Origin of the sequence: Streptomyces finlayi, from assembly GCF_014216315.1 — a bacterium.
Classification (GTDB): Bacteria; Actinomycetota; Actinomycetes; order Streptomycetales; family Streptomycetaceae; genus Streptomyces; species Streptomyces finlayi_A.
Map to the genome: position 1 here is coordinate 159510 of NZ_CP045702.1, position 24759 is coordinate 184268.

The following is a 24759-nucleotide window of genomic DNA, read 5'->3' on the forward strand; positions in this document are numbered from 1 at the left end:
CCCGGAAGGGGACCAGTCGGCCCTGCGCGAAGGCGGGCCGCGCGCTGCAGAGTGGGATACCGGGGCTGCGTCGCCTCGGGAAGGAGGACTGTCATGCAGCACCGTACGGTTTTTGAGGTGATGACCCACGACGTAGTCACCGCCGACCCGGAGACCCGCTTCAAACAGATTGCCCGGCTTTTCGCCGAACACGACATCACGGCGGTCCCGGTCGTCGACGCGAGCCGTCGCCTGCTCGGCATCGTGTCGGAGGCCGACCTGCTGCGAGCCACCGCCGAGCTCCCCGACCTGGAGGGCCGTTGGGCCGGTGTCCGATTGCTGTCCCAGGAGAGGGGTCTGCCCGATGCCGAGACGGCCGCCCAGCTGATGACCTCGCCGGCTGTCGTGGCACACCCGGACTGGAATCTCGTCGAAACGGCCCGGACGATGCATCGCAAGGGAGTCAAGCGGCTTCCCGTGGCCGACGAGACCGGTCGGCTCGTCGGGATCATCAGCCGTAGCGACTTGTTGCGGCCCTTCCTGCGCGGTGACACCGCGATCCGTGACGAGATCGTGCACGATGTCCTGGTCGGCACTCTGCGCCTCGCCCCCGACACGATCCGTGTGACCGTGGACGACGGAGTCGTCGGGCTGACGGGCAGGGTGGACGAGCGCGCCGACATCCCAGTGATCGTTCGGCTCTGCCGCTCGGTCGACGGAGTCGTCGCCCTGCACGAATCGATCGAGTACACCTACGACAACCTCGCGCTCGACGTGGAGCCACCGCGATGAACGCCCTGCGGCCCCATCCGGTCAGCCCGGACATCGACCGCGTCGGCACCGCGAACCACGTACCGGCTGAGGCGGACAACTTCAGAGGGCGTGGTACCGCCCGCCAGGTGGGCGAGGCACGTGCCTCCGCGACAGGAAGGAGAGCGTGATGCGTCACCGAACGATCGGCCGGCTGATGACCCGTGAGGTGGTGAGCGTCCGCCGAGACGCCCCGTTCAAGGAGATCGCCCGCACTCTCTCGCAGCATCGAGTGACCGCTGTCCCGGTAGTGGACGACGGGGACCGGGTGGTCGGGGTGGTGTCGGAGGGTGATCTCTTGCGCAAGACCGCCGACGCCTCCGCACCAGGTGACCTGCCGGCCGTTCCCGACCTGAAGGCGTGGGAACGTTCGAAGGCCGCCGGAACGCGGGCCGAGGAGCTGATGTCAGCCCCCGCAGTGTGCGCACGCCCGGAATGGACCGTGGCTGAGGCGGCACGGCTGATGGAGGTGCAGGGAGTCAAACGGCTCGTCGTCGTCGAAGGTGACGACCGGTTGGTGGGCATCGTGAGCCGGCGTGACCTGCTGGGCATCTTCCTCCGGGAGGACGCCGACATCCGCCTGGAGATCGTCGAGGATGTGCTCGGCAGTACGCTGCGTCTCAAGCCGGACTCTCTTGCCGTCGAGGTGCGCGACGGGCGGGTGGAGCTCAGTGGGAGGCTTCCCTTCCGGGGCATGCTCCCCGCGATCGACCGCATGTGCGCGACGGTGGACGGTGTGGTCTCGGTCTCCTGCGCCCGTCTCACGTACGACGTCGACGACACCGGACGAGAAGGTGGACGATCATGACGCACGGCGTCTTGGTCCGCCTTGACGGCACAGAACAAGCGGCCGTCGCCGCTGAGTGTGCGCCAGAGGAAGCGCTGCTGGGCGATACCAGCGTGCAACTGGTGTACGCGAGGGCGCCGGAGGACGTTCTGCCGAGGGAATCCGAGGAGACGTCTGCCGGGGAGATGCCGGGACACCGCCGATGAGCTGCGCGAGCACTGCCCCGATCTGTCACTGACGTCACTGCGGGAGCCCGCATGGTGATCGATCGGCCGGCCGGGCCTGGTGGAGGCGCGCCAGGTCCGCCACGCTCGCCGTGGTCGCTCGGCGCACTCGCCATTCGGTGCTGCGGACACACACCGGCAGCGGGGCCACCCGGTGCTGCACCGCAGCCCGGCGCGCGAACGGCGGAGGCGAAGCCGCTCCAGTGGGCCTCGTGGTAACGCGTCGATTGGGCCGTTCGGCCCTTCTTCCGGGTCTGGGTGGCCGTAGCATCCGATTCCTTCCGGATGGTGGCATGGAAACCATGACTAGTGACCGGGTGCTCCTTACCGCCACCGGGGTTCGCAAAATCTACCGGACAGGCTCCGTGGCGGTGACCGCCCTGCTCGACCTGGATCTCACCGTGTGCCATGGGGAGATGGTGGGGGTCATGGGCCCGTCCGGGTCCGGGAAGACCACGCTTTTGAACTGTCTGTCCGGGCTCGACGACATCGACGGCGGCCGGGTCGTGGTCGACGGCCACGACCTCTTCGCGATGTCGGACGCCGCGCGGACGGAGCACCGGGCCCGGACAATGGGCTTCGTCTTCCAGGCCTTCAACCTCATCCCGGTCTTCTCCGCGGTGGAGAACGTCGAACTCCCCCTGCTACTGGTCGGCCGGCGGTCGCGTGACGCACGTCGAAGAGCGCTGGAGATGCTCGACCGGGTGGGCCTGAGCCACCGGGTCGGGCACCGGCCGAACGAGATGTCGGGGGGTGAACAGCAGCGGGTGACCATCGCCCGCGCCCTCGCCGGCCGTCCTGCGATCGTGTGGGCGGACGAACCCACCGGCAACCTCGACAGCGCGATGGCCGGCCAGATCATGGACCTGCTGTGTGAACTCAACCAGGACGAGGGTCAGACGATCATCCTCGTCACTCACGACTTTGCCATCGGCTCACGGGTCCCCCGGCTGATCCGGATGCGCGACGGACGGCTGGTCGAGGACCTCCACCAGCGCGGCCTCGCCGCCGGCGCTGACACCGACCTCCATTCGGGCTGACCATGTATCCGAACCTGCTGGTCCCCTTGCTCGTCGTACTTGCGGTCGCTCTGGCGGTCCTCGTACTGGTCGCCGTCCGGCAGCCGGTGCCACGGAGGCTGGCCTTCCGACAGCTCGCCCGCAGGCGCACCGAGGCCGCCTTGGTGATCGGCGGGTCGGTGCTCGGCACGGCCATCATCATCGGGGCCCTGGTCGTCGGCGACACTCTGAACTTCTCCGTACGCCAGGAGGCGTACCGGACCCTTGGACCGGTGGACGAGCGCGTCGTCGCGCCCGCCGGACCGGTGGGGCGTACCGTCACCGAGCGGCTGGCCGGGCTGGCCGACGACCACGATGTCGATGGCGTACTGAGCGCCGAAGTCACCCAGGCATCGGCCGTCAGCGGCACCGGCAGCCGCACCGTCGCGGAACCGCGCGTCCTGGCCTGGCAGATGGACTTCAAGGAGGCGGCCGGTTTCGGGGCGCAAGGCGGCGATTCCGGGCTCGGCGGGCCGAACCCGAAGCCCGGACACGTCGTGGTCAATGAGCCGCTGGCCCGGTCGCTGAGCGTGGGAGCCGGCCAGCCGATCACGCTCTATCTCTTCGGGGCACCGCAGACGTTCCGGGTGGACCGGGTGGTTCCCGAGCGGGGTCTGGCGGGCGTGGGCCTCGGCGGTAGGATGAACCATGACGCGTTCTTGGCTCCCGGGACCCTCGAATCGGCCGCCCGGGCCGCCGGAGGGGAGCCGCGCTCCGTCACCTTCGTCTCCAACCGCGGCGGTGTCGAGAGCGGAGATGCCCTGACCGCGCGGGTGACGGCGGACATCCGCCGAACGCTGGGCCCGCACGCCGACCAGACGGCGATCGAGACCCCGAAGCACACCGTGCTGCGCGACGCCAAACAGGCCGGGGACAGTCTCGGTGCGCTGTTCCTCATGATCGGCAGCTTCAGCATCATCGCGGGCGCCCTGCTGCTGGTGAACATCTTCGTCATGCTGGGTGAGGAGCGGAAGTCCCAGATGGGAATGGTGCGCGCGGTCGGGATGAAACGCTCGCGCCTGGTCGGTTCCTTCACCCTGGAGGGGGCCGCGTACGCGCTGCTGTCCGCGCTGCCGGGCGTGGCCATCGGCGTCGGTGTCGGCTGGGGTGTCGCCGTGGTGGCGGCGGAGGTCTTCCGTGGATGGTCGGTCGGCGGCAGCAGTATCCGGATCGCTTTCGCCGTCACACCCACCAGCGTCCTCAACGGCCTGGCCATGGGCCTGCTCATCGCCCTCGCCGCGATCCTCGCGACCAGCCTGCGCATCAGCCGGTTCAACATCATCGCCGCCATTCGAGACCTTCCGGCGTCGCCCGGACGTGGGCCTCGCCGTCGGCTGCTCATCGTGTCCGGCGCCCTGGCGCTCCTGTGCGCGCTCGTGGCCTTCCCCGCCGTGGCGCGCAGCCAGCCCGACGCGACCTACCTCATGCCGGCGCTCGCCCTGGCCTTCGCCACTCCGGCGCTGCTGCGTGTCCTCCCCCGGCACGCGACCACGAATCTGGTGGCCGGTGCCGTGCTCGCCTGGACGCTGCTGGCGCCCGTCGTCCGCCCCCGTATCTTCGACACGCCCTCGATGTCGGTGTACGTCATCCAGGGTGCCCTGGCCGCCTTCTCCGCCGTGGTCCTCGTCAGCGAGAACCAGAAGGCGCTGCTCCGCCCCGCGCGCAGGCTCCTGGAACGACCGTCGGAGTCCGGCCTGGCGGCGCGGCTCGCCGTCGCATACCCGCTGGCCAAACGCTTCCGGACCGGTGCGACGCTGGTGATGTACACACTGATCGTTTTCGTGCTCGTCCTCCTGACGGAGATCTCGGGCATTCTCCGCGCCGGAGTGGACGGAGTCGTCGCCGATGCGACCGCCGGATACTCTCTGCGGCTGGACTACAACCCGCAGTCATCCCCCGGCCGGTTCGTGTCCGAACTCCGTAACGGCCGGTCGGCCGCTGAGATCGCCGCTGTCACACCGCTGCTCAACGCGACGGGGCGGGCCACCGATCCGGGACACCGGAGCCCTCAACCACTGGACGCCGCCGTCGTCGGCGTGCCCGACGGGGCAGTCACCGGCATCACGTTCCGGGAGCGTCTGCCCGGTCTGGCGGACGACGCCACAGTGTGGCGGGCTCTCGCCTCCGATCCCCGTTACGTCGTGATCGACGGATTCTTCGGCAGCACCGGCGGCCCGGCCGGCGACTACTACGACCCTGGCGACGCCCTCACCCTGACGGATCCCCGGACAGGTCGCAGCGAGCAGAAGGTCATCGCCGGGGTACTCAGCAACGGGATGGTCTTCTACCCCGGCACCGGTTCCCGTTCCACCACTTACCCGGTCGTGACCAGCGAACAGGCTACCCGCGAACTCTTCGGCGACCAGGCCCAGAACGCCTCCGCCCTCGTCAGGAACCGCCCCGGAACGTCCCCCGATGCCCTGGCGTCCCGCCTGCAGGGCGAACAGCTGTCGTCCAGCTTGGTGGCCACACCCATCGAGTCGGACGTACGCCGCCAGTTCGATTCCAGCACCGCCTTCTTCCGCCTCATGCAGAGCTTCCTCGCCCTCGGCCTCGGCGTGGGCATCACCGGCCTCGGAGTCGTCATGGTCCGCTCCGTACGCGAACGCCGGCGCACCATCGGCATCCTGCGGGCCCTCGGCTTCCGGGCCCGGACCATCCAGCGGTCCTTCCTGTGGGAGAGCGCCTTCATCGCCACGGAGGGAATCGTGCTCGGATCCCTGCTCGGAGTGCTCACCACCTGGCTGATGTACAGCAACAGTGCCGCGTTCGAGGGGCTCGAAGGAGGCTTCCCGGTCGAATGGGGCAACATCACCGGCCTGGCCGCAGCCACGTTCGCCGCATCGCTCCTGGCCACGATCGGGCCGGCTCGGCGCGCGGCCGCCATCCGCCCTGCGCTCGCTGTCCGCGTCTCCGAATGACGAGCGATGCGGGCCCTCGAACCGCTGCGCCAGTGATCGCCACGGCTACGAGCTCGCCATCCCGTCATAGGCCTCCCTCCGGACCGCCATCCGGTTCACCACTTCGGGACACGTCGAGCTCCTGGACGATGCCGTCCGCCCAGGCGTCGATCGCCGTCCAGTCCCGGTGGTCTCCATAGCGACACCCGAGCAGCCGAAACAGCAAGGCGCCCTTCCGGTCGAAGTGGTCACGCCGGATCACACCTGAGAAGCGCCGATGATCCCGCGGACGGACGATGTCGACGAGAGCAGCGATGCGCGGCTGCACGGCATGCTCGGCAAGCAGGCGCAGCGGCCCGGGCAGGGCGGCGGTCATGCCGACGCTGAACATCCAGGTGGTCCGGGAACCGAAACGATCAGTGTTGTTCCTGACGAAGGCTTCGGCGGCCGGCAGCCAAGCGCCGTCATGAATCGCGCTGCCCAGCACCAGCACGTCGCCGGCCGAGCGCCACTGCCCGTCGGACGGCTCGCGCAGGGCCTGGATCTCCACAGCGTGTCCCCGCAGGCGCAATCTCTCGCCGATCCGATCGGCGATCTCCTGGGTTGAGTGATGCGCTGACGCGTAGAGAACCCTTACGGCGGCCATTGCGCCTCCTCCACTACCACCCCGACGCCTATGCTCCCGGATGCCACGAACGGCGTATGAAGCAAGGCGAGGACGAAGTCACTCAGTTCTGCCGGCGGCCGTCGTGCCGGGAGGCGTGGGGTCCCTTCTCATGCTCAGACGTCGGCATCGCCTGGGTGGCGATGACTGCGGCCTGCACCCGGCGCTCCACACCGAGCTTGGCCAGCAACCGCGAGATGTTGTTCTTGACGGTCTTCTCCGAGAGGAAGAGCCGCTTTCCGATCTCTCGGTTGGTCATGCCCTCCCCCACCAGGACCAGAATGTCCCGCTCCCGGTCGGTCAGCCCCGGCAGTCCCTGCAACGGGTCGTCGTGGGGAGCGCTGTCCTGCCGGAGGCGGGCCATCACGCGAGCGGTTGCGCCGGGGTCCAGCAGGGACTGGCCCGAGGCCACCGTGCGCACGGCTTTCACCAGGTCGTCTCCGCAGATTTGCTTGAGGACGTAGCCGGACGCGCCGGCGACGATCGCGTCCAGCAGAGCCTCTTCGTCGTCGAAAGAGGTCAGCATGAGGCAGGCGAGATCGGGCATGCGTGACCGCAGTTCCCGGCAGACACTCACGCCGTCCCCGTCCGGAAGCCGCACGTCCAGAACCGCGACATGCGGGCATAGTGCGGGCACTCTGGCCAGCGTCTGCTCGGCGGTGCCTGCTTCGCCCACGACGGTCAGGTCCGATTCCGCGTCCAGCAGGTCGTGCACCCCTCGCCTCACCACTTCGTGGTCGTCGAGCAGAAAGACCCTGACCTGCGGCTTCTCTAGGGAGCCGTCGCTGCTGCCCATCATCACAGTCTCCGTAGTCCCCGGGGGATCACCGGTACTCACTGTATGTATCGTGCCCCCGCTGCCGTCCAACGGCCAGCGCGGACGGCCCTGATCGCCCGCGCCCGCGCCCGAAGCGGAACGATCGATCTGCCCGTGCGGTCTACAACTTCTCCGGGGTCTCCCACTGCGGGACCAGGGCTACCGTGCATGTGGCGTAGTGGAGTACCGCGTGGTTGACCTTGCCGAGAAGAATCCCCACCCGCCCCCGGCGGCGCCGCGCTCCCACGACCAGCAGGTCCGTCGTCGCCGAGCTCCGCAGCAGGATGTCGCGCGCGCTGCCCCTGGCAACCGTGCGACGTACGTCGACCATGGGGTGCTTGCTCTCCGACCGGTGCAGCGCCTCGTCAAGCTGGGTTTCCGCATGCCGAGCGAGCTGGGCGTCCCTCCCGGGGCCGGCGGCTGACGTAAGTGCTGGGCAGCACCACGCGGTCACCGCATCGACTCCCTGACCTCGCACCTCAGCCATCTGAAAGGCGAACTCGACGGCTGCCGAACTCGACGCGGCGTCCTCGACGCCCAGGAGTATGCGGTGAGGAACACCTTCTGGCGGCGCCGACGTACCGTCTCGCACCACTACCACGGGGCACAACGCGCGGCCGGCCACCGCGAGGCTGACTGATCCGAGCAGGAGCGCTTCCAGTCCACCATGGCCGCGCGCCCCCACAACAAGCGCCGAGGCGTTGTGACTGCCCTCCAACAGAGCCCGCACCGGCGCGGCGTCCACAACCTCCACGGTCACTTTCACGTCGGGGTTGCGCAGGTGAGCGCTCTCCACCGCAGAGGCCAGAAGGGCGTCGGCCTTCCCGCGAGCCGCTTCCGGTGTCCCGAGCACCACGTCATCTTCGGGACCCATCGAAGCGTGAACCAGATGAAGAGGGAGCGAGAGGCGAGCCGCCTCATCCACGGCCCAGTCGAGCGCCGACAGGCTGGAGGGGGATCCGTCCACTCCCACAACGAGGGGCAACCACACGTTCACCACCGCCGTACATCGCCGGAACCGCATGCATTCCACTCTCACCCTCCCACCCTGAGACGCTCCGGGTGAGGGTCGGTCGGGTCCCGCTGAGGGACCTTCGGCGCCGCAGTCGTTGCGTCGCCCCCGCCGAGCACGCGGCCGTCCTGCCCGGGCCGCACGGGGGAAGTGGGCCACTTGGCCCGGGCTTCTGGGCTCACCGGCCCTGGAGTCGCACGCGCGCAGGGGGCAGCCTGATGAGACCGGGCCCGCACCGGTCAGCCGAGGACGCCGACCGGTGACCGTAGTCGCAGAAGGTGGTGGAAACGGTGTCCCGAAAAGTGCTGAGAGTGTTGATCGCCTATGGGACAAAGAATGGTTCCACCGCAGAAATAGCCGGTGTGATCGCGTCCGTTCTGCACGACGCGGGTCTGATGACCGACGTCCGGCCCGCTGCTGAGGTCGAGGACATCACCCCCTACGACGCGGTCGTACTCGGTGGCGCCCTGTACGCGGGGCGCTGGCACCGGGACGCACGGCGATTCACCAGGAAACACCGACGCGGCCTCGCCGAACGGCCGGTCTGGCTCTTCAGCAGCGGTCCACTGGACCCGTCGGCGTCCGAGCGCGACCTCCCGCCGGTTCCCGGCGCCCGACGTGCGGAGCGCCGGACCCTGGCGCGCGAGCACGTCACCTTCGGCGGAAAGCTCGAAGCCGGAGCTCAGGGCCGTGTCGCCCGGATGATCCTCGAACAGGGCCGAGGCGGTGACTTCCGCGACATGGACAGAATCGCCGAGTGGGCCACGGGAATCGCCGACGACTTGGCCGCCGGAACGCAGGGGCCGTGACCCACCATGCTTGCGCCCGTATGGAAACGGCAGTGGCGTAACCATCCGTTGCGCCGACGTGTCGACCTACTGGAAGCATGGGCGTTCCTGGCTCTCTTCGCGCTCCTGGTCCTGGGCGCCCCGGCAGCTGGTGCGGCCGCGGCACGGGCCGTGTACACGTACGACCTCGGTGTCGCCGCCGACCAGGAAGCCTCTCGGCGGCAGGTCCCCGCCGTGGTCGTGCGCCGAGTCCCCCCGGCCGACATCTCTGTGGGAGAAACGGGCCGCGGTGACACGGTACGGGCCCTGGTCCGCTGGACCGCGCTGGAAGGAAGCCCTGACCGCGGCATCTCATTCGTTCCCGCGGGCCTGGAACGCGGGGATCGCACCACCGTGTGGCTGGACCGCCGAGGCCATGTCAGTGCTCCTCCGCTCAGCCATGAACACATCATGGCGGGAGCGTTCACCGTCGGGGCGGCCACCGCGGGCGCGGGCGTGGGAGCGGCCGCTGCCGCCGGACTCGTCGTACGGCGAGCAGCCGGTCGCTACCGAATGACGGTATGGGAGCGCGAGTGGCAACGGGTGGGCCCCAGCTGGAGGCGTCACGACGCGTGACGCGAGAAATGCCGAATCCGCTCTTGACGAAGGAGTCCGCCGATGTCTGTCTCGCCCACCACCGTGAGTGATGTCATGACCCACACCGCGGTCGCCGTAGGGCGCCGCGCGTCGTACAAGGAAATCGTCCAGCTGATGGAGCAGTGGAAGATCAGCGCCCTGCCTGTACTCGAGGGCGAGGGCCGGGTGATCGGCGTGGTCTCGGAGGCCGACCTGCTGCCGAAGGAGGAGTACCGGGTCGATGTGCCGACGGCCTCCGACCGGCCTCCGAGCGACGTGGCGAGGGCGCAAGCGGTCTATGCGGAGGAGCTCATGTCGAGCCCCGCGGTCACCGTGCACCCGGACGCCACCCTGGCCGAAGCGGCGAGGATCATGGCGCGGCGGCGCGTCAAGCGGCTGCCCGTGGTGGACCGCTTGGGCCTGCTCGAGGGCATTGTCAGCCGTGGCGATCTGCTGAAGGTGTTCCTGCGGTCGGACGAGGACATCGCAACAGAAATCCGCAGCGGCGTTCTGCCGAACGTACCGAACACGACAGGCGTCGAGATCTCGGTCAAGGAGGGGGTGGTCGTTCTGGGCGGCCACTTGGACGACCGGGCACTCGTGCCGCTGCTGGCCAGGGCCGTCCGTGCGGTGGAGGGAGTGGTGGACATCCGGCTGGACCTCACACGCGCCTGACCCTCACACGCGTCTGACATCGCCACATCGCCGGCCTCGGCCCGGGCACCATCACCGCGCCGTGCCCGCGATACTCACGCCTGACCCGCCGACGGCCGTCCTGGGTCCTGTCTGGAGTTCCAGCGCGGGAGAAGGAGCGGCGTCCGGTGCCGTCGAATCCAAGGCGGAGGAGGGAGCGATGGCGGAGCCCTCGCGACTGACGACAACGCCGGAGGCGGCGGTGCCGGACGCCGCGACGCCGCGGGGGAACTCCAGACAGGACCTAAGACTCCCGTCGTACGTGGGTGTCACCGGGCCGGCGCATCCAGACATGCCCGCTGAGCCGCGCCGCCAAGAAGGCCGGAACGCCGACGGCGGCTGCCAGCGCGAGCTCCGACCAGCCGAGTGCCACGGTATCCAGTACCGCACGCAGGACAGGTACGTAGAGTGCCGCGACCGCCAGCCCGGCCGACACGACCACGGCGACAGGCAAGAACAAGTTCTCCCTGGTCAGCAGCCGGTCCCGCAAGCCGAGCACCACACCGAGCTGCGCAACCAGGAGAGACAGGAACAGTACGCTCTGCCAGGGCCGGTCAAGGGCACGGGCCCCGAGTCCCGCTGCCAGGGAGATCACGGTCACGACCGCGCCCAGGAAGAACATGCGCTGCCACAGGCCATCGCCCAGCACATGCTGCTCCGGCGGTCGCGGCGGCCTCCGCATCGATCCGGGAGACACGGGCTCGGCGCCCAGTGCCACTCCGGTGAGGCCGTGAGTGAGCAGGTTGATCCACAGAATCTGACCAGCGCGCAGCGGAAGGGGAAGCCCGAGGAGGGGGCCGACGAGCATCACCAGGATCTCGGCCGCGCCGCCGGCCAGTCCGTAGAGGAGGAAACGGCGGATGTTGTCGTACACGCGGCGCCCTTCCTCCACCGCGGCCACCACCGTCGAGAGTTCGTCGTCCGTCAGAACCAGGTCGGCGGCTTGGCGGGCCACCTCGGTGCCGCGGCGTCCCATCGCGACGCCGATGTCGGCGTGGCGCAGCGCGGGGCCGTCGTTGACGCCGTCCCCGGTCATGGCGGTGACATGTCCACGAGCGCGCCACGCCTCGACGATGTCGAGTTTCTGCTTGGGATCGATGCGTGCGAACACTCTCACCTGGGTCGGGTCCGGCACCTCCCCTGCGGCCAGTGCGCGCCCGGTGACGACATCGGCGTGTGTCGCCCCGTCGTCCAGCACACCGACCCGCGAGGCGATGGCCCGTGCGGTCGCGGGGTGATCGCCGGTGATCAGTACAGGCGTGATACCCGCGGCCCTGCAGTCGGCCAGCGTCGCCGCAGCAGCCTTCTTGGGCGGGTCGCTCAGGGCGGCGAGTCCGAGCAGGCGCAGTCCGGTTTCGCCGTCCCGCACCCGCGTGGGCGCCTCGTCCCGGAGGGCCGAGGCGATGGCGAGGACCCGGTATCCGTCGGCGGCCAACGCGGCCGCGTTCTCCCGGGCGCGGCGGATCAGCGCCGGGGGTGCGGCGAGCACGGCTTCATCGAGCACCACTTCGGGCGCACCCTTCAGGCAGACCAGGCAGGAGCCCTCGGGTGTGCCGTGCAGAGTGGTCATCCTCTTGCGGAGACTGTCGAAGGGCTCCTCACCCGTTCTCGGGTATCGCGCGTCCAGTTCCCGCTGGTCATCGCACCCGGCCTTGGCGGCGGCTGCGAGAAGCGCGGCCTCGGTAGGGTCGCCCAGAGCGGTCCACCGACCGTCGTCGGCCTCCGAAGGCGGACGCAGGCGGGCGTCGTTGCACAGTGCGGCAGCACGGAGAAGTTCCCGTACGGAGTCGATCTCCCCGCCCCCGGCCACCACGACTTCGCCGGCCGGGTCGTACCCGGAACCGGTGAACCCGGCCTCGGCCTGCGGGGTCCACACACGCTCGACCACCATGCGCCCCTCGGTCAGTGTGCCGGTCTTGTCCGTTGCCAGCACGGAGACCGAGCCCAGGGTCTCCACGGCCGACAGACGGCGGACCAGTGCGTGGCGCGCGGCCATGCGCCGTGCGCCGAGAGCCAGAGCCAGGGTCACCACGGCGGGCAGGGACTCGGGAACAGCCGCCACCGCGAGGCTGATGGCGGTCACCGCCATCGTCCCGATATCGGTTCCCCGGGCCAGGCCGAGCCCGAAGACGAGGAGGCAGAGTCCCAGCGTGACGAGAGCCAGAACTCTTCCCAGCGCCGCCAGGCGGTGCTGCAGGGGCGTGGGCTGGGGTCGGGTGTCCAGCAGCTGCGCGATCCGGCCCAGGGCGCTCGCCTTACCCGTGGCCGTCACGTGGGCGACTCCCCTGCCACGGAGCACGATCGTGCCGGCCTGAAGCCTGGACGCCTCTGGGGAGCCGGGAAGAAGCGCCTTGTCCACGGGGACGGCCTCACCGGTCATCATGGACTCGTCGAGCAGCAAGGCAGAGGCGTGGCGGAGCTGGGCGTCCGCAGGGACGATGTCCCCCTCACCCAGCAGGACGAGATCCCCCGGAACGACGTCAGCGGAAGACACTTCTCGTTCGACGCCGCCGCGTCGCACTCGCGCGCCGGGAGCCGACAGAGCCGACAGAGCGGTCACCGCGTGATCGGCTCTGATCTCCTGCACGACGCCGACGGTGGTGTTCACCACGATCACGAGGGCGATGACAATGGAGTCGGCATGATCGCCGATGGCCAGCGTCAGGGCGATCGCGCCGAGCAGGACCATGATCAAGGGGTCGCGGAGCTGAGCCGCGACCCGGGCCCGAAGCCGCACCGTGTGCTCTGCCGCAACCGTGTTCGGTCCGTACCGGGTGAGGCGCCGTGTGGCCTCGTCCTCCGTCAGGCCGTCGTCGCGGACGGCGGCCACGTCGTTCGGCGTCCGACTTTGTTCATGATCTGCCACAGGGTCTCCGTTCGACGGCGGAGCGCGTCGGCTCCTCCTTGCCGGCGCTCAGTCGTGCCGGTGCGTGGGCACGGTGATCACGGGGCATTCCGCCCTGTGCAGCAGGCCGTGCACCACGGAACCGAGTCGCATGCCGCTGTAGCCGCCATGGCCGCGGCGTCCCACCACGACCGCCAGTGCCTCCGCCGAAGCCGCGGCGAGCTTCTCCACCGGATGCCCCCGCAGCACTTCCTGAGTGACCTCCACATCCGGATACCTCTCTCCCAGCCCCGCGACGGTTTCGGACAGCACCCGGCGCAGTTCCTCGACGGCGGCGGCCTCGTCACCGAGGTGGACGATCGGGCGGTGCCACACCGCTACGGCATGGACGGAGGCTCCTCGCACGCTCGCTTCCTCCACGGCGAAGGCGACCGCTGCCCGTGACGTGTCGCTGCCGTCGACACCCACGACGAGGTGAGGGCTGCCGCTCCGGCCCGTGGGTTCGGGCCCCACGACCACGACGACCGGACAGTCCGCCCGGGCGCTCACCGGTACGGCCACGGAGCTCGCACTGAGGATCTCCTCGGGGCGGCTCAGACGTCGCGATCCGACGACCACCATCCGCGCCCGCGCCGCCCCCTGGCAGAGGACCGCGGCGGGCGCGCCGTCGAGCAGTTCCGTTCTCACGGGGACTTCCGGGCGCATGGCGGCCACCACTTCGGCCGCCGCGGCGAGAGCTTTTTCGCCCTGTTCCTTCAGCGCCATGTAGTGGGGGAGCATGTCGACGCGGTGAGTGTCGCGCGTGGGCGGTACCGACACGGAAAGGCGCAGGGGAAGTCTCCTGCGGGCAGCCTCCTCGACCGCCCAGCTGAGCACCGGGACCGACTGCTCCCTGGGATCGACACCGACGAGTATGTCCTTGCGTACGGCGGAATCTGTCATCGCTCCTCCTCGACCGGCACGACCTCTACAGGACAGTGGGCATGGTGAATCAGCGCGTGCGCCACTCGCCCGACTCCGGACCCCAGGCCTCTGGCCCGGCGTCGGCCCCCCACGACCAGCAGGTCGGTTCCCCGGCTGGCCTCGACGAGTACGCCTGAGGCGGACCTTCCGGACTTGACATCCGTATGGACGGTGAGGCCGGGAAACTCGCTGCGGAGTACTTCCGCCAGGCCCGCGACCAGCTGTAGGCGCCGCTGGGCGAGTTCGTCCACGTCATCGAGCATGGTCACGACGCCGCCGACGGAGCCCAGCACGTTCCAGACGCTCACCAGACGCAGTTCCGCCCTGCGCAGCAGGGTCTCGCGTGCGGCGTGACGGAGCCAGCGCAGATCGGTCTCCCCGTGCACCGCTGCGGTGACCGTCCCGCTGTCCGGCCGGTCGGGGTCGCCCCGAACCACGACGACAGGGACCTCGCTCCGTGTCGCCACGCCCAGTCCGACGGAACCGAGCAGGAGCGCCGAGAAGCCGCCGCGGCCCCGGTTTCCCACCACGACGCACCCACCCGGGGCGACGTATCCGAGCAGGGCGTCCACGGGCTCCCGTCGGCTGAGCTTCCTGACGACCCTCAGCTTCGGATACCGCTCCCGCACCACTTCTGCGGCGTCGACCAGCAGAGCACGACCGGCTTCCCGAGAGCTCTCCACGGTCTCGGCCGACAAAGCGATGGCCAGTCGGTCCAGGTCGGCGCCGTACACGATGTACAGCTCGCTGTCCCGCCGGTTCGCCTCGGCCGCCGCCCACAGAGCCGCCGACCTGGATTCGGAAGAACCGTCGACCCCCACCACAACCGTGCCGACTTCCGGGGTACCGGCTTCGCCGTTGCGCATGATTCCTCCTCTGGCAGGACACTCGGCCTCCTCGTTCAAAGCTGCCAGCGCGGAACCCGGCGGACGAGGGCCGCGAGGGTCCGCCCTGGGGCCGAAGGTCCCTGTCGGAGACCCATATACCTGCGGCTCGCGCGGGGCCGGTCGGCCCTGTCGGACCTCGGGCGCCGAGTCCCATCCTGGAAGCACTGCACGTGACCCTTCGGAACCCGGTGACGAGAGCGGCGAGCCCATGTCCGACACCACCACGACCGATCCCCTTGCCGGCTTCCGGGTCACCGCGGACGACGTCCAGGACTTCGCGGACGCTCTGCGTAGACCACCTGCCGAGCTGAAGCCCCTTCTCGGCCTGGCTTTCGACGGCGAGGTACGGACCGTCGCTCAGGGCCGCGTCGTGTTCGCCGGGAAGCCCTTGCTGGAAGTGACCGCGCCACTGTGGGACGAGGAACCGCCCACCGGGGCCGATCCTCTCCTTCGCACGGTGATGCGTGACGGGTCCCGGATCGGCCCCCGGGACGATCTCGCCGCAGCATACGAGCGATTCGTCGACGACATCGCCGCACTACCGGTATCCGCTCGTCGCATCCGTGATCCCGAGCCACCCGAACCGACGGTCTCGCGCGGCCTCGCAGCACTGACGGGGACCGTCCGGCGAGATCTCGAAGCTCGGGTCCTGGGCCGGCCGGACCACGGAGGACACCGAGGAACGTCGAACTGCAAGGCACATCCCTCCTGACCTGCGAAGGAGTTGACTCCCATGACGACACCCCACGCCGTCTATCGTCCTGTGCGGGTCGAGGCGACCCCCGACTCGCCGCTGTCGCAGTGGCTGTGGCTCGTGAAGTGGCTTCTCGTGATCCCGCACTGCATCGTGCTGTTCTTCCTGTGGATAGCGTTCTTCCTGGTGAGCGTGGTGGCGTTCTTCGCCATTCTGTTCACCGAGCGGTTTCCCCGGGCGTTGTTCGACTTCAATCTCGGGGTTCTGCGCTGGACGTGGCGGGTCTCGTACTACGCCTACGGCGCTCTCGGAACGGACCGCTACCCGCCCTTCAGTCTGGGCGAGGTACCCGAGTACCCAGCCCGGCTGGACATCGCCTATCCCCAGCGACTGTCGCGAGGGCTTGTGCTGGTCAAGTGGTGGCTTCTCGCCCTTCCGCACTACGTCGTGACCAGCTTCTTCATGGGGAGCTTCCAGAGCGTGTGGTGGTCGGGGGGGCTGATTTTCGTGCTCGTCGTCATCGCCGCCGTCACCCTCGCCTTCACCGGCACGTACCCCCGCGACCTCTACGACCTGGTCATGGGGCTCAACCGATGGGTGCTCCGGGTCTGCGCGTACGCGAGTCTGATGACGGACGACTATCCGCCGTTCCGGCTGGACATGGGCGCGGGGGAGCCGGACAGCGGGCACCGGCCATGACGTCGGCGTCCACCGTCGCAGGGGCCGTTCGGACCCGATCCGGGCCCCTCGGCCCCTCCCCCCGTGTGCCACCGTGCGGGGACTCTGAAGACAACCCCTCACCCACCCCGTCCGAGGAGTGATCCACATGAGCGGAAACATCACTGTGGGCCTGGACGGCTCCCCCGAAAGCCTGGCCGCGACCGAGTGGGCCGCACGCGAGGCGGAGTTGCGCGGCGTACCTCTGCGGATTGTCCACGTACGGGAATGGCCGGTCACCCCCGAGATCCCCCTGACGTACTCCGAAACGGACCTCCAGCGGGCTGATTCCCTGCTCCGGAGCGCAGCGGACAAGGCCGGGCAGGACCACCCCGGTGTACCGGTGAGCACCGACAGTCTTCCCGGCCAGGCGGCCGATGTGCTCGCATCGGAGGCCGGCGAAACGGCGACCGCCGAGTTGGTGGTTCTGGGTTCCCGCGGGCTCAGCGGGGTCATGGGCTTCCTCATAGGATCCGTCGGGATGGCGGTCCTGGGCTCGGCGCGACGGCCGGTCGTACTCGTGCGAGCAGCTCCGAGGCGTGTGCATACAGCGGATGCGGCGGCGGCAGGACGGTCCGGCGATGTGGTGCTGGGGCTCGATCTCTCCCGGCCCTCCGACGATCTCCTCCGTTTCGCTTTCGACGAAGCCGCCCGCCGTGGCTGCACGCTCCGCGTGCTGCATGCCTGGTCGCTGCCGGCCTCCTACGGGCGCGCGGAGATCATCGACCCGGACATCGGCCTGGAAGTGGGCGACCAAGTCGCCCGGAGCCTCAGGGACACGCTGTCGCCCTGGCGTGAGAAGTACGCGTCGACGCGGGTATCCGAAAGGGCGGTGGTCGGCGCGGCAGGCCCACAGCTCGTGTACGCGTCCGCCGACGCGGATCTTGTGATCGTCGGGCGCCATGTCGGGCGGGTTCCCGTCGGTCCGCACCTCGGCCATGTCGCACACGCGGTGATCCACCACTCCGCCGCTCCCGTTGCCGTTGTTCCCCATGGGTGACCGTCCCGGACACCTCGTAAGCGCACGGAGGCTCTCGTGACCGCTCAAACAGTGGATCCGGCCGTGGTGTCGGCGTTCGTCGCGGATGCCGTTGCCGCCCCGTCCATGCACAACGTCCAGCCGTGGCGGTTCCAGTACATGCCGAGTACCGGCATCCTGCGCCTGCGCATGGATCCGGCCCGCGTTCTGCCCGCGGCCGACCCGCGCGACTGGGGTCTGCATCTGGGCTGCGGCGCCGCACTGCTCAATCTTCGCGTCGCCGCCGTGCACGCCGGGTGGCAGGCGCGCTTCTCGCTGCTGCCCGACGCCGCCGATCCCGAGCTCCTCGCAGAGGTCGCCTTCATACGGCCGCCCGCCGCCGACCAGGACCTGGAAGATCTGTACGCGGCGCTACGAAGGCGGCACACGAACAGGCAACCGTTCACCGACGAGGCCGTTCCACCGGAGGTGCTCGACGGGCTCAAGGGCGCCGCAGTGTCCGAGGGCGCCCGCCTGACCTTCCTGAGTCCCTGGCAGGTGGAGACCGTCCTCGAACTGGTGTGGGACGCCGAGCACGAGGAAGCCATGGCACCGGACGTGCGGGAGGACATCGACCGCTGGACCCGGGCCGGCTCAGGCCGCGCGACGGCGGACGGTATCCCGGAGTACGCGTTCGGCCCCCGCCGTCACGGGGGCCTGGGCCTGGTGCGTGACTTCGCGGGCCAGCGGCACATAGAGGGGCGTGAGACGGCCATCTTCGAGAAGACGCCCTGCCTGGCCGTGCTGGGCACCCAACGCGACCGCCGAGTGGACTGGCTGCATGCCGGCCAGGCCCTGGAGCGTGTCCTGCTCCAGGCCACCCTCGACGGACTGGCCACGTCCCTCAGCTCCCACGCGCTCGAATGGCCGGAACTGCGCTGGGCCGTGCGCGACCCACGCTCTGCCACGGGATACGCCCAGATGCTCCTGCGCCTCGGGTACGGCCCCATTGCTCCGGCGACCCCGCGAAGGCCGGTCAGCGATGTGCTCGACATCATCTGATCAGCGGCGTGGTGTCGGCTGCGGGCAGCGGCCCGAGCGGGGGGCCGTCCGGTGACCGGCCCGGCCCGGAGCGTGTCCTCGGGCCGGGCGCGCGAAGCGTCCGCGACCCCGGCCCCGGCCCCGGCCGTGCGAACACTGCAGACGGGCGATGTGTACGCCGCTCTGGGATCGACACCGGACGGCCTGTCCTCCACGACGGCACGGGCCCGGAGGCGGAGCCACGGACCCAACCAGCTGCCGCCCGTCGCGCACCGCGGCGTGTGGCGCCAGTTCGCCGCGCAGTTCACCGATCTCTTCGCGATCGTCCTGCTTCTCTCGTCAGGAATCACGCTGCTCGCCCACTTGCTCCAGGACCCGCCGGAGGTCGGCACCCTGCAGCTCGCGGTCGCCATCCTCTGCGTGGTCCTGCTCAACGCGACCATCGGTTTCGCCCAGGAGTATTCGGCAGAACGAACGACAGAATCGCTGCAGGCCATGGTGCCGCACTCAAGTCGTGTCCTGCGTGACGGAGAGCTGCTCGAGCTGCCTGCCGACGACCTCGTACCGGGCGACGTAATCCTTCTGGAGTCCGGTGACGCCGTGCCGGCGGACTGCCGGCTGGTCGAAGCGCATGACGTCTCGGTGAACAACGCCGCGATCACGGGAGAGAGTGACGCTGTCCGCCGAACCCATGAAGCGGACGCTCCCGGAGCACTGCTCGAAGCGCGCAACTGCCTCTTCATGGGCAGCGACGTCGTCACCGGCACGGCAAGGGCGGTGGTGTTCGCCACAGGTGAGTCGACAGAGTTCGGACGCATCTTCCGGCTCACCGCCGCCGCTCCCCGCCAGAAGACACCGCTTCAGCACGAAATCGCCTCGATGGCTCGCCGGGTGGCGGGCGTCGCGGTGGCTACGGGCGCTGTTCTCTTCGCCGTACGGTTGCCCGAGGGACAGGACCTCGTCTCCTCCTTCGTCTTCGCGCTCGGTGTCATGGTGGCCCTTGTTCCCGAGGGGCTGCCCGCCACCCTGTCGGTGTCACTGGCCATCGGGGTACGGCGGATGGCCCAGAAGAACGCCCTGGTCAAACGTCTTCTGGCTGTCGAAGCACTGGGCTGCACCACCGTGATCTGCACCGACAAGACCGGGACGCTCACCCAGGCGGAGATGACGGTCCTGACGGTCTGGGCCGACGGCGCCCTTCACGCCGTCACCGGCGTGGGGTACCGGCCCCGAGGTGACGTCGTGGACCCACACCCGGTACTGCCGGTGCTCCTGGCCGGAGCCCTCTGTTCCAACGCGCGGCTGGTTCCGCCTTCGGACCAGGACGACTGGCAGGTGCTCGGAGACACCACGGAGGGAGCGCTTCTCGTTGCCGCCGCCAAGGCAGGCATCGATCTCAAGGCGCAGCAGGCTGCGCATCCCCGAATCGCCGAGTTCCCCTTCGACTCCGGGCGCAAAATGATGAGTACCGTCCACGAGGACGGCAACGGCGCCTGCCAGGCATACGTGAAGGGCGCTCCACAGGAGGTTCTGGCCCGTTGCGCGTACATCGAGTGGGGCGGCGTCGTACAACCGCTGACGGAAGATCTCCGCGCCCGGGTGACAGCCACCAACGACGATCTGGCATCTCAAGGACTGCGTGTGCTCGCCGCTGCCCGGGGTTCTCCCCTTCGAGCGCCTTTCGCACAGGAGAAGACGGAGTCGGACCTCGTCTTCCTCGGCCTGGTCGGCATGCTCGATCCCCCGCGGCCGGAAGTCCGGGCGGCGGTCGAAGCCTGCGAGCAGGCTGGAATCCGTATCGTCATGGCCACCGGAGACCATCCGCTGACGGCCGAGGCCGTGGCACGTCGCGTCGGCATCGTACGTCGCGACGAGCCCCTCCTCATGACCGGCTCCCAGCTCGACACTCTCGACGACAGCTCGCTGGAGCGGCTTCTCTCCACGTCCCGTGAACTGCTGCTGTGCAGGGTCGGCCCCGAGCACAAGATGCGGGCGGTCAAGGCGCTGCAACGGCGCCACGAGGTTGTCGCCGTCACCGGAGACGGGGCGAACGACGCGCCGGCCCTCAAGCAGGCGGACATCGGCATCGCGATGGGGAAGGAGGGCACGGACGTCGCCAGGGAAGCGGCTGTCATGGTGCTTCTCGACGACTCGTTCGCCTCCATCACCACAGCGGTGCGGCTCGGGCGCTCCGTCTACCGGAACATCCGGAAATTCCTGGTCTACGTCTTCAGCAGCAACATCGGCGAACTGGGCCCCATCGTCGCGGCCACGTTCGCCGGCTTCCCCCTGGTGCCGATCAGTGCGATGCAGATTCTGGCCATCGACCTGGGCTCGGACATCATGCCCGCGCTGGCGCTGGGCGCCGAACCCCCCGAACCCGACGTCATGGAACGGCCGCCCCGTTCTCGGCACGAGCGCCTGTTCTCCACGGCAGTCATGCGACGCATCCTGTTCCTCGGGGGCATCCAGGCGCTCACAGGGTGCGCGGTGTTCTTCTGGCACATCAACGCGTCAGGGATACCTTTCGCCGACTTCACCGAAGACAACCCCGTCTACCGTGAAGCCATCACCATGGTGCAGGCCGGCATCGTACTCAGCCAGTTCTTCATCGCGCTGGCCGTACGCACCGAGCATGACAGCGTCCTGCGGATCGGGCTGCTGAGCAACCCCTGGTTGCTCACCGCGGGCTGTGCCGGAATCGGCTGGATGGCTGCCATCAGCTACGTGCCCGTTCTCCGGAGCGTCTTCAACACGGCCCCGCTGAGCCTCACGGACTGGGCGGTCCTCGCCTGTCTGGGCCTGCTGCCTCTGCTGGCCGACGAAACGCGCAAAGCATGGCTTCGGCGCCATCACACGCGAAGCAGGAGTTGAAACCCATGAGAGTAATCATCGCCGGGTGCGGCCGGGTGGGCTCTGTCCTCGCCGCGCAACTCGCCTCGGAAGGCCACGACGTGTGGGTCATCGACAACAGAGCCGCCGGCCGCCACGCTCTGCCGCCAGGCTTCGCGGGTCACTTCGAGGAAGGCGACTGCCTCGGTCGCCACACGCTCGAGCGGGCAGGCGTGGGTGATGCCGACGCCCTGGTCGCCGTGACCTCGGCCGACAACCGCAACCTCGTGTGCGCACGAACGGCCAAGGAGACGTACCGCGTCCCCATGGTTCTGGCACGCGTCAACGACGTCCGACGTGCCGAACTGGCGGAAGAACTCGGTGTCCCCACCATCGAGGGCGTGCGCTGGACGGTGCATCAGATCCATCAGCGGCTGCTCCACCGTCATCTGTCCGCCGCCATGACCTTCGGCAACGGAGAGGTACGACTCCTGAGATCGGACATTCCCGGCTATCTGCCCGGCCGCAGTCTGTCGGAGTTCGACATCGACGGGGAAATCCGCGTGGTCGAAGTGACACGGGCGGGACGTTCACTGATTCCTCGGCATTCGACCACCGCGGAGGCCGGAGACATGGTCACGTTCGCGGTCGCCGTCACCGCGCTCGGCCGTCTTCGCGGATTTCTCGACAAGGAGCTGGGAACATGAGGGCACTGATCGCAGGAGCAGGCCGACTCGGTGCCCGGATCGCCCAGGTCCTGGCCTCGGCGGGAAGCGAGATCACTCTCGTGGAGAGCGACACCGCCCGGGTCGCAGCCCTGCGCGAACGGCACGGGGCCCGGCTGACCGTCGGCGATGCGTGTGAACCGACGGTGCTCGAACGTGCCGGCGCTCGCGTCGCCGACGTGGTCCTGGCCACCACCGACAACGACGACGACAACCTGGTCATCAGCCTTCTGGCCAAGCGGCACTTCGCCGCCCCCCGTGTCGTGGCCCTCGTCAACGACCATGAGCGCGCCTGGCTCTTCGACCAGCGCTGGGGAGTCGACGTCGCCGTTCCCGCCTCGACGCCGTTGGTCTCGCTCATCGAGGAGGCAACCGGCGCCTCGGACACGGTGGCTCTCCTCCGCCTCAGCAAGGCGGGCGTCGACATCATCGAGACGGTGATCACCTCTCGGTCTCGTGCGGTCGGCCGTTCTCTCATGGACATCGCTCTGCCCGCGGGGACCGTGGTGGCCACCGTCGTCCGCGAGGGGCAGCCCATGGTCCCTGAGGCAGCTCTGCGCGTGCGGGCCGGCGACGAGATCCTCCTGGTGTCGCACGAGGCCGAGGAAGAGGAGATCCACGCGGCCTTCCAGTGAGAAGGCACGCTCCTGCCGCTGCCCTGTACGGGCCCGCAGCCTGCCCGGGCGGGTAGCCGCCGGGCGCGGCACTCAAGCCGGGGCGTCGCGTACGAAGATCCGCCGACCGGTGACGCGGCTCGCCTGGACGGAGATCCAGAGGTGTCGATCGCCGCCCGCCCAAGGCTCGGTGGGTGCACGTTCCGTGAGCACGCGCTGGGCTGCGGGGTCGGTCACCTCCCGCGCCCTGCCGACGACCAGAACGCTCCAGCCCCGGCTGAACGCTTCGTCGATGCGATCCACTTCGAAAGCGATCTCATGGTCCACCGTCCGGGCCGGAAGTGCGCCGGCCGCCGTTCTGAAGGCCACGGACCCATCGTTCACCACGTAGTTGACCGGCACGATGGCGGGGCCCTCGCCGGTGGCCACTCCCACCCGTCCCACTCCGTGCGTTCCCAGCAGGGCCCAGCACTCCTCACGGTCGAGTGTGAGCAGTTCCGGGTGATAGGCGGCCTGGCCTGTACCGGGCGGCAGGTCCACCGTAGCCCCGGACAGTTCTTCGAGGGACGTTCCCAGTGCGTCGGCCAGCCGTAGCATGAAGCCGATACCCGGCGTGGCCGACTGTTCCTCCACGTAGGTGATGTATCCGGGCGCCGATCCGGCCCGGTGCGCGATTTCGTCCCTGGAGAGTCCGAGCTGTTTCCGGCGCGCCTCCACCCTCCGGCCGAAGTCGCCGGTCACGTGCTCCGGGCCGGCAGGACCCGGCTGCGGTTGTTCGGACATCGTGACGTCCCTCTCGTTCCACGTTCCACCTGTGTCCGGCGGTCAGTCGTACGCGGTCAGTCGTACGGCGGCCGGCGCCCCTACCCCTTTCATACCCCGGCGGGCGGTCACCGGCGACGCGCCGACGAACGAGGGCCGTGGATCGAGGACGCTTCAAGTGGCGGATCGGGCCCGAGGAGGGCAGCGTGAGAGGCGGAGCACCCCTGAGAGGAAGACGGCATGAACATGGACGCACACGTCCCCCGCATCGTCGTCGGAGTCGACGGCTCCGCGTCGTCCAAGGAGGCACTGCGCTGGGCTGCACGGCACGCACAGCTGATCGGGGGTGTAGTCGATGCAGTGAGCGCTTGGGACACACCGTCCATGTCCGGCTGGTCAGGGCCTGCGACCGACCCCGACTTCGATGTGGAGGCCGCCCGGACCGGTCTCGCCGAGGAGATCAGATCCGTCTTCGGTGACGACCGTCCCGTCGGTGTGCGTGAACTCCTGGTGCGGGGCAACCCCACCGAGGTACTGCTGAGCGAGGCCGAAGGAGCGGAGCTGCTCGTCGTCGGGAGCCGCGGGCGCGGGGGCTTCGCGCGTGCTCTGCTCGGCTCCGTGAGCCAGCAGTGCGCGCAGCACGCGACCTGCCCCGTGGTCATCGTGCGGCCCAGCGCCGCGAGGGCGTGATGTCACTCGGCTCTGTCGCCGGCCACAGAGGAGGCCCCCGGACCGGTGAGCGCGCAGCGGACGTCCACCACGCCTTCCACGGCGCGGGCAAGGCGCACCGCGACCGGAATGAGGGAACTGTCGCGGACCTGGCCGCTGAGCGTGACGCGCCCTTCCTCCACCGCCACGTCGATGCCTGCGTGTGAGACAGGGAAAAGCCGGTCGACGACCTCCTGACGAACCTCGGCGGCGAGTTCCTTGTCGGGCCGCAGGAACACCTTGAGCAGATCCACGCGGCTCACGATGCCCTTGAGGACGCCCGTCCCGTCAACCACGGGGAGACGCTTCACCTCGTGCCGGGCCATGAGGCGAGCGGCCTCGGGCAGCAGGGCATCGGGGTGAACGGTGACGGCCGGACTCGTCATCAGGTTCCGGGCACTGACCGCCCCGGCCTTGGCGTAGTCGGCAAGGCGCCGCTTCTGGTCGGTCATGGTGGGCTCCGTGTCCCGGAGCTCCTCCTTGGCCAGCAGATCCGCCTCGGACACCACACCCACCACCCTCCCCTCGCCTTCCAGCACCGGAAGCGCGGTGACCCGCCACTGCCGCATGGTGGCGACGATCTCCTTGAACTGTGCGTCCAGACCTACGGCGACCACCACGGTCGTCATCACGTCCGCCACCGTGTGCGGCGATCGGTGAGTCATG

Annotated in this window: 22 protein-coding genes and 1 pseudogene; 15 read left to right on the forward strand and 8 right to left on the reverse strand. The window is 69.3% G+C overall.

Annotation, left to right across the window (positions count from 1 at the left end; translation table 11 throughout):
• Positions 1-93: 93 nt before the first annotated feature.
• The 4 genes from F0344_RS00825 (at position 94) to F0344_RS00840 (ending at position 5779) form a co-directional block, all read left to right on the forward strand.
• Positions 94-771 carry a CBS domain-containing protein gene (locus tag F0344_RS00825; protein WP_185296930.1) on the forward strand — a complete coding sequence of 226 codons (678 nt, stop codon included), beginning with the start codon at positions 94-96 and terminating at the stop codon, positions 769-771.
• 148 nt (positions 772-919) lie between these two features.
• On the forward strand, positions 920-1597 hold the full coding sequence (locus tag F0344_RS00830) for a CBS domain-containing protein (RefSeq protein ID WP_185296931.1): 678 nt from the start codon (positions 920-922) through the stop codon (positions 1595-1597).
• 496 nt (positions 1598-2093) lie between these two features.
• Complete coding sequence (locus F0344_RS00835) at positions 2094-2840, forward strand: ABC transporter ATP-binding protein (RefSeq protein WP_185296932.1); 747 nt, start codon at positions 2094-2096, stop codon at positions 2838-2840.
• 2 nt (positions 2841-2842) lie between these two features.
• Positions 2843-5779, forward strand: coding sequence for an ABC transporter permease (locus F0344_RS00840; RefSeq protein ID WP_185296933.1), 2937 nt, complete (start codon positions 2843-2845; stop codon positions 5777-5779).
• A gap of 64 nt (positions 5780-5843) precedes the next feature.
• Here F0344_RS00840 and F0344_RS00845 read toward each other — a convergent pair whose 3' ends face one another.
• The 3 genes from F0344_RS00845 to F0344_RS00855 form a co-directional block, all read right to left on the reverse strand.
• Positions 5844-6404: a flavodoxin domain-containing protein gene (locus tag F0344_RS00845; protein WP_185296934.1), complete on the reverse strand. Its 561-nt coding sequence runs from the start codon at positions 6402-6404 to the stop codon at positions 5844-5846.
• A gap of 82 nt (positions 6405-6486) precedes the next feature.
• A complete protein-coding gene (locus tag F0344_RS00850) occupies positions 6487-7221 on the reverse strand; it encodes a response regulator (protein WP_308460880.1) in 735 nt (244 codons plus the stop codon).
• Positions 7222-7360: 139 nt separating this feature from the next.
• Positions 7361-8263 carry a universal stress protein gene (locus F0344_RS00855; RefSeq protein ID WP_258049554.1) on the reverse strand — a complete coding sequence of 301 codons (903 nt, stop codon included), beginning with the start codon at positions 8261-8263 and terminating at the stop codon, positions 7361-7363.
• A 299-nt stretch (positions 8264-8562) separates the two neighbouring features.
• On the opposite strand from F0344_RS00855, the gene F0344_RS00860 reads away from it, so the two are divergent.
• From F0344_RS00860 to F0344_RS00870, 3 genes are read left to right on the forward strand one after another with little or no spacing between them, the layout of a single operon-like run.
• The gene (locus F0344_RS00860) at positions 8563-9060 is read left to right on the forward strand and encodes a flavodoxin domain-containing protein (RefSeq protein WP_185296935.1); all 498 of its coding nucleotides are present in this window, start codon (positions 8563-8565) and stop codon (positions 9058-9060) included.
• A 6-nt stretch (positions 9061-9066) separates the two neighbouring features.
• On the forward strand, positions 9067-9654 hold the full coding sequence (locus F0344_RS00865; protein ID WP_185296936.1) for an Rv1733c family protein: 588 nt from the start codon (positions 9067-9069) through the stop codon (positions 9652-9654).
• A 42-nt stretch (positions 9655-9696) separates the two neighbouring features.
• Positions 9697-10329, forward strand: a complete 633-nt coding sequence (locus tag F0344_RS00870) for a CBS domain-containing protein (protein WP_185296937.1) — start codon at positions 9697-9699, stop codon at positions 10327-10329.
• 262 nt (positions 10330-10591) lie between these two features.
• Here F0344_RS00870 and F0344_RS00875 read toward each other — a convergent pair whose 3' ends face one another.
• From F0344_RS00875 to F0344_RS00885, 3 genes are read right to left on the reverse strand one after another with little or no spacing between them, the layout of a single operon-like run.
• Positions 10592-13213, reverse strand: a complete 2622-nt coding sequence (locus F0344_RS00875; RefSeq protein ID WP_219732097.1) for a cation-translocating P-type ATPase — start codon at positions 13211-13213, stop codon at positions 10592-10594.
• A gap of 48 nt (positions 13214-13261) precedes the next feature.
• A complete protein-coding gene (locus F0344_RS00880) occupies positions 13262-14134 on the reverse strand; it encodes a universal stress protein (RefSeq protein WP_185296938.1) in 873 nt (290 codons plus the stop codon).
• The gene (locus tag F0344_RS00885; RefSeq protein ID WP_185296939.1) at positions 14131-15021 is read right to left on the reverse strand and encodes a universal stress protein; all 891 of its coding nucleotides are present in this window, start codon (positions 15019-15021) and stop codon (positions 14131-14133) included. Before F0344_RS00885 ends, F0344_RS00880 begins: the two co-directional genes overlap by 4 nt.
• A gap of 250 nt (positions 15022-15271) precedes the next feature.
• On the opposite strand from F0344_RS00885, the pseudogene F0344_RS36685 reads away from it, so the two are divergent.
• From F0344_RS36685 to F0344_RS00920, 7 genes and pseudogenes are all read left to right on the forward strand, one after another.
• Positions 15272-15454 (forward strand): annotated as a pseudogene (locus tag F0344_RS36685) (nicotinate phosphoribosyltransferase); the annotation flags it as partial.
• A gap of 321 nt (positions 15455-15775) precedes the next feature.
• Positions 15776-16435: a DUF4389 domain-containing protein gene (locus F0344_RS00895; protein WP_185296941.1), complete on the forward strand. Its 660-nt coding sequence runs from the start codon at positions 15776-15778 to the stop codon at positions 16433-16435.
• 127 nt (positions 16436-16562) lie between these two features.
• Positions 16563-17453, forward strand: coding sequence for a universal stress protein (locus tag F0344_RS00900; protein WP_185296942.1), 891 nt, complete (start codon positions 16563-16565; stop codon positions 17451-17453).
• Positions 17454-17489: 36 nt separating this feature from the next.
• A complete protein-coding gene (locus F0344_RS00905; protein WP_185296943.1) occupies positions 17490-18473 on the forward strand; it encodes an Acg family FMN-binding oxidoreductase in 984 nt (327 codons plus the stop codon).
• A 126-nt stretch (positions 18474-18599) separates the two neighbouring features.
• Positions 18600-21326, forward strand: a complete 2727-nt coding sequence (locus F0344_RS00910) for a cation-translocating P-type ATPase (protein WP_258049555.1) — start codon at positions 18600-18602, stop codon at positions 21324-21326.
• Between the two features lie 5 nt (positions 21327-21331).
• Positions 21332-21991, forward strand: coding sequence for a potassium channel family protein (locus tag F0344_RS00915; protein ID WP_185296944.1), 660 nt, complete (start codon positions 21332-21334; stop codon positions 21989-21991).
• Positions 21988-22644, forward strand: coding sequence for a potassium channel family protein (locus tag F0344_RS00920; protein WP_185296945.1), 657 nt, complete (start codon positions 21988-21990; stop codon positions 22642-22644). Before F0344_RS00915 ends, F0344_RS00920 begins: the two co-directional genes overlap by 4 nt.
• A gap of 72 nt (positions 22645-22716) precedes the next feature.
• Here the strand turns inward: F0344_RS00920 and F0344_RS00925 are convergent, their stop codons facing one another.
• Positions 22717-23406, reverse strand: a complete 690-nt coding sequence (locus F0344_RS00925) for a helix-turn-helix domain-containing protein (RefSeq protein ID WP_185296946.1) — start codon at positions 23404-23406, stop codon at positions 22717-22719.
• A gap of 219 nt (positions 23407-23625) precedes the next feature.
• Between F0344_RS00925 and F0344_RS00930 the strand changes: the two genes are divergently transcribed.
• Positions 23626-24075, forward strand: a complete 450-nt coding sequence (locus tag F0344_RS00930; RefSeq protein WP_185296947.1) for a universal stress protein — start codon at positions 23626-23628, stop codon at positions 24073-24075.
• 2 nt (positions 24076-24077) lie between these two features.
• Here F0344_RS00930 and F0344_RS00935 read toward each other — a convergent pair whose 3' ends face one another.
• On the reverse strand, positions 24078-24758 hold the full coding sequence (locus F0344_RS00935; RefSeq protein WP_185296948.1) for a CBS domain-containing protein: 681 nt from the start codon (positions 24756-24758) through the stop codon (positions 24078-24080).
• Position 24759: the final 1 nt, after the last annotated feature.

Excerpts from the sequence above, each read along its gene's own strand:
- F0344_RS00930 (WP_185296947.1), top strand. The coding sequence starts at position 23,626 with ATGAACATGGACGCACACGTCCCCCGCATCGTCGTCGGAGTCGACGGC.
- F0344_RS00895 (WP_185296941.1), top strand. The coding sequence starts at position 15,776 with ATGACGACACCCCACGCCGTCTATCGTCCTGTGCGGGTCGAGGCGACC.
- F0344_RS00855 (WP_258049554.1), bottom strand. The coding sequence starts at position 8,263 with ATGCGGTTCCGGCGATGTACGGCGGTGGTGAACGTGTGGTTGCCCCTC.
- F0344_RS00870 (WP_185296937.1), top strand. The coding sequence starts at position 9,697 with ATGTCTGTCTCGCCCACCACCGTGAGTGATGTCATGACCCACACCGCG.
- F0344_RS00925 (WP_185296946.1), bottom strand. The coding sequence starts at position 23,406 with ATGTCCGAACAACCGCAGCCGGGTCCTGCCGGCCCGGAGCACGTGACC.
- F0344_RS00825 (WP_185296930.1), top strand. The coding sequence starts at position 94 with ATGCAGCACCGTACGGTTTTTGAGGTGATGACCCACGACGTAGTCACC.
- F0344_RS00850 (WP_308460880.1), bottom strand. The coding sequence starts at position 7,221 with ATGATGGGCAGCAGCGACGGCTCCCTAGAGAAGCCGCAGGTCAGGGTC.
- F0344_RS00865 (WP_185296936.1), top strand. The coding sequence starts at position 9,067 with ATGCTTGCGCCCGTATGGAAACGGCAGTGGCGTAACCATCCGTTGCGC.
- F0344_RS00915 (WP_185296944.1), top strand. The coding sequence starts at position 21,332 with ATGAGAGTAATCATCGCCGGGTGCGGCCGGGTGGGCTCTGTCCTCGCC.
- F0344_RS00900 (WP_185296942.1), top strand. The coding sequence starts at position 16,563 with ATGAGCGGAAACATCACTGTGGGCCTGGACGGCTCCCCCGAAAGCCTG.
- F0344_RS00840 (WP_185296933.1), top strand. The coding sequence starts at position 2,843 with ATGTATCCGAACCTGCTGGTCCCCTTGCTCGTCGTACTTGCGGTCGCT.
- F0344_RS00845 (WP_185296934.1), bottom strand. The coding sequence starts at position 6,404 with ATGGCCGCCGTAAGGGTTCTCTACGCGTCAGCGCATCACTCAACCCAG.
- F0344_RS00835 (WP_185296932.1), top strand. The coding sequence starts at position 2,094 with ATGGAAACCATGACTAGTGACCGGGTGCTCCTTACCGCCACCGGGGTT.
- F0344_RS00885 (WP_185296939.1), bottom strand. The coding sequence starts at position 15,021 with ATGCGCAACGGCGAAGCCGGTACCCCGGAAGTCGGCACGGTTGTGGTG.
- F0344_RS00920 (WP_185296945.1), top strand. The coding sequence starts at position 21,988 with ATGAGGGCACTGATCGCAGGAGCAGGCCGACTCGGTGCCCGGATCGCC.
- F0344_RS00830 (WP_185296931.1), top strand. The coding sequence starts at position 920 with ATGCGTCACCGAACGATCGGCCGGCTGATGACCCGTGAGGTGGTGAGC.
- F0344_RS00880 (WP_185296938.1), bottom strand. The coding sequence starts at position 14,134 with ATGACAGATTCCGCCGTACGCAAGGACATACTCGTCGGTGTCGATCCC.
- F0344_RS00935 (WP_185296948.1), bottom strand. The coding sequence starts at position 24,758 with ATGACTCACCGATCGCCGCACACGGTGGCGGACGTGATGACGACCGTG.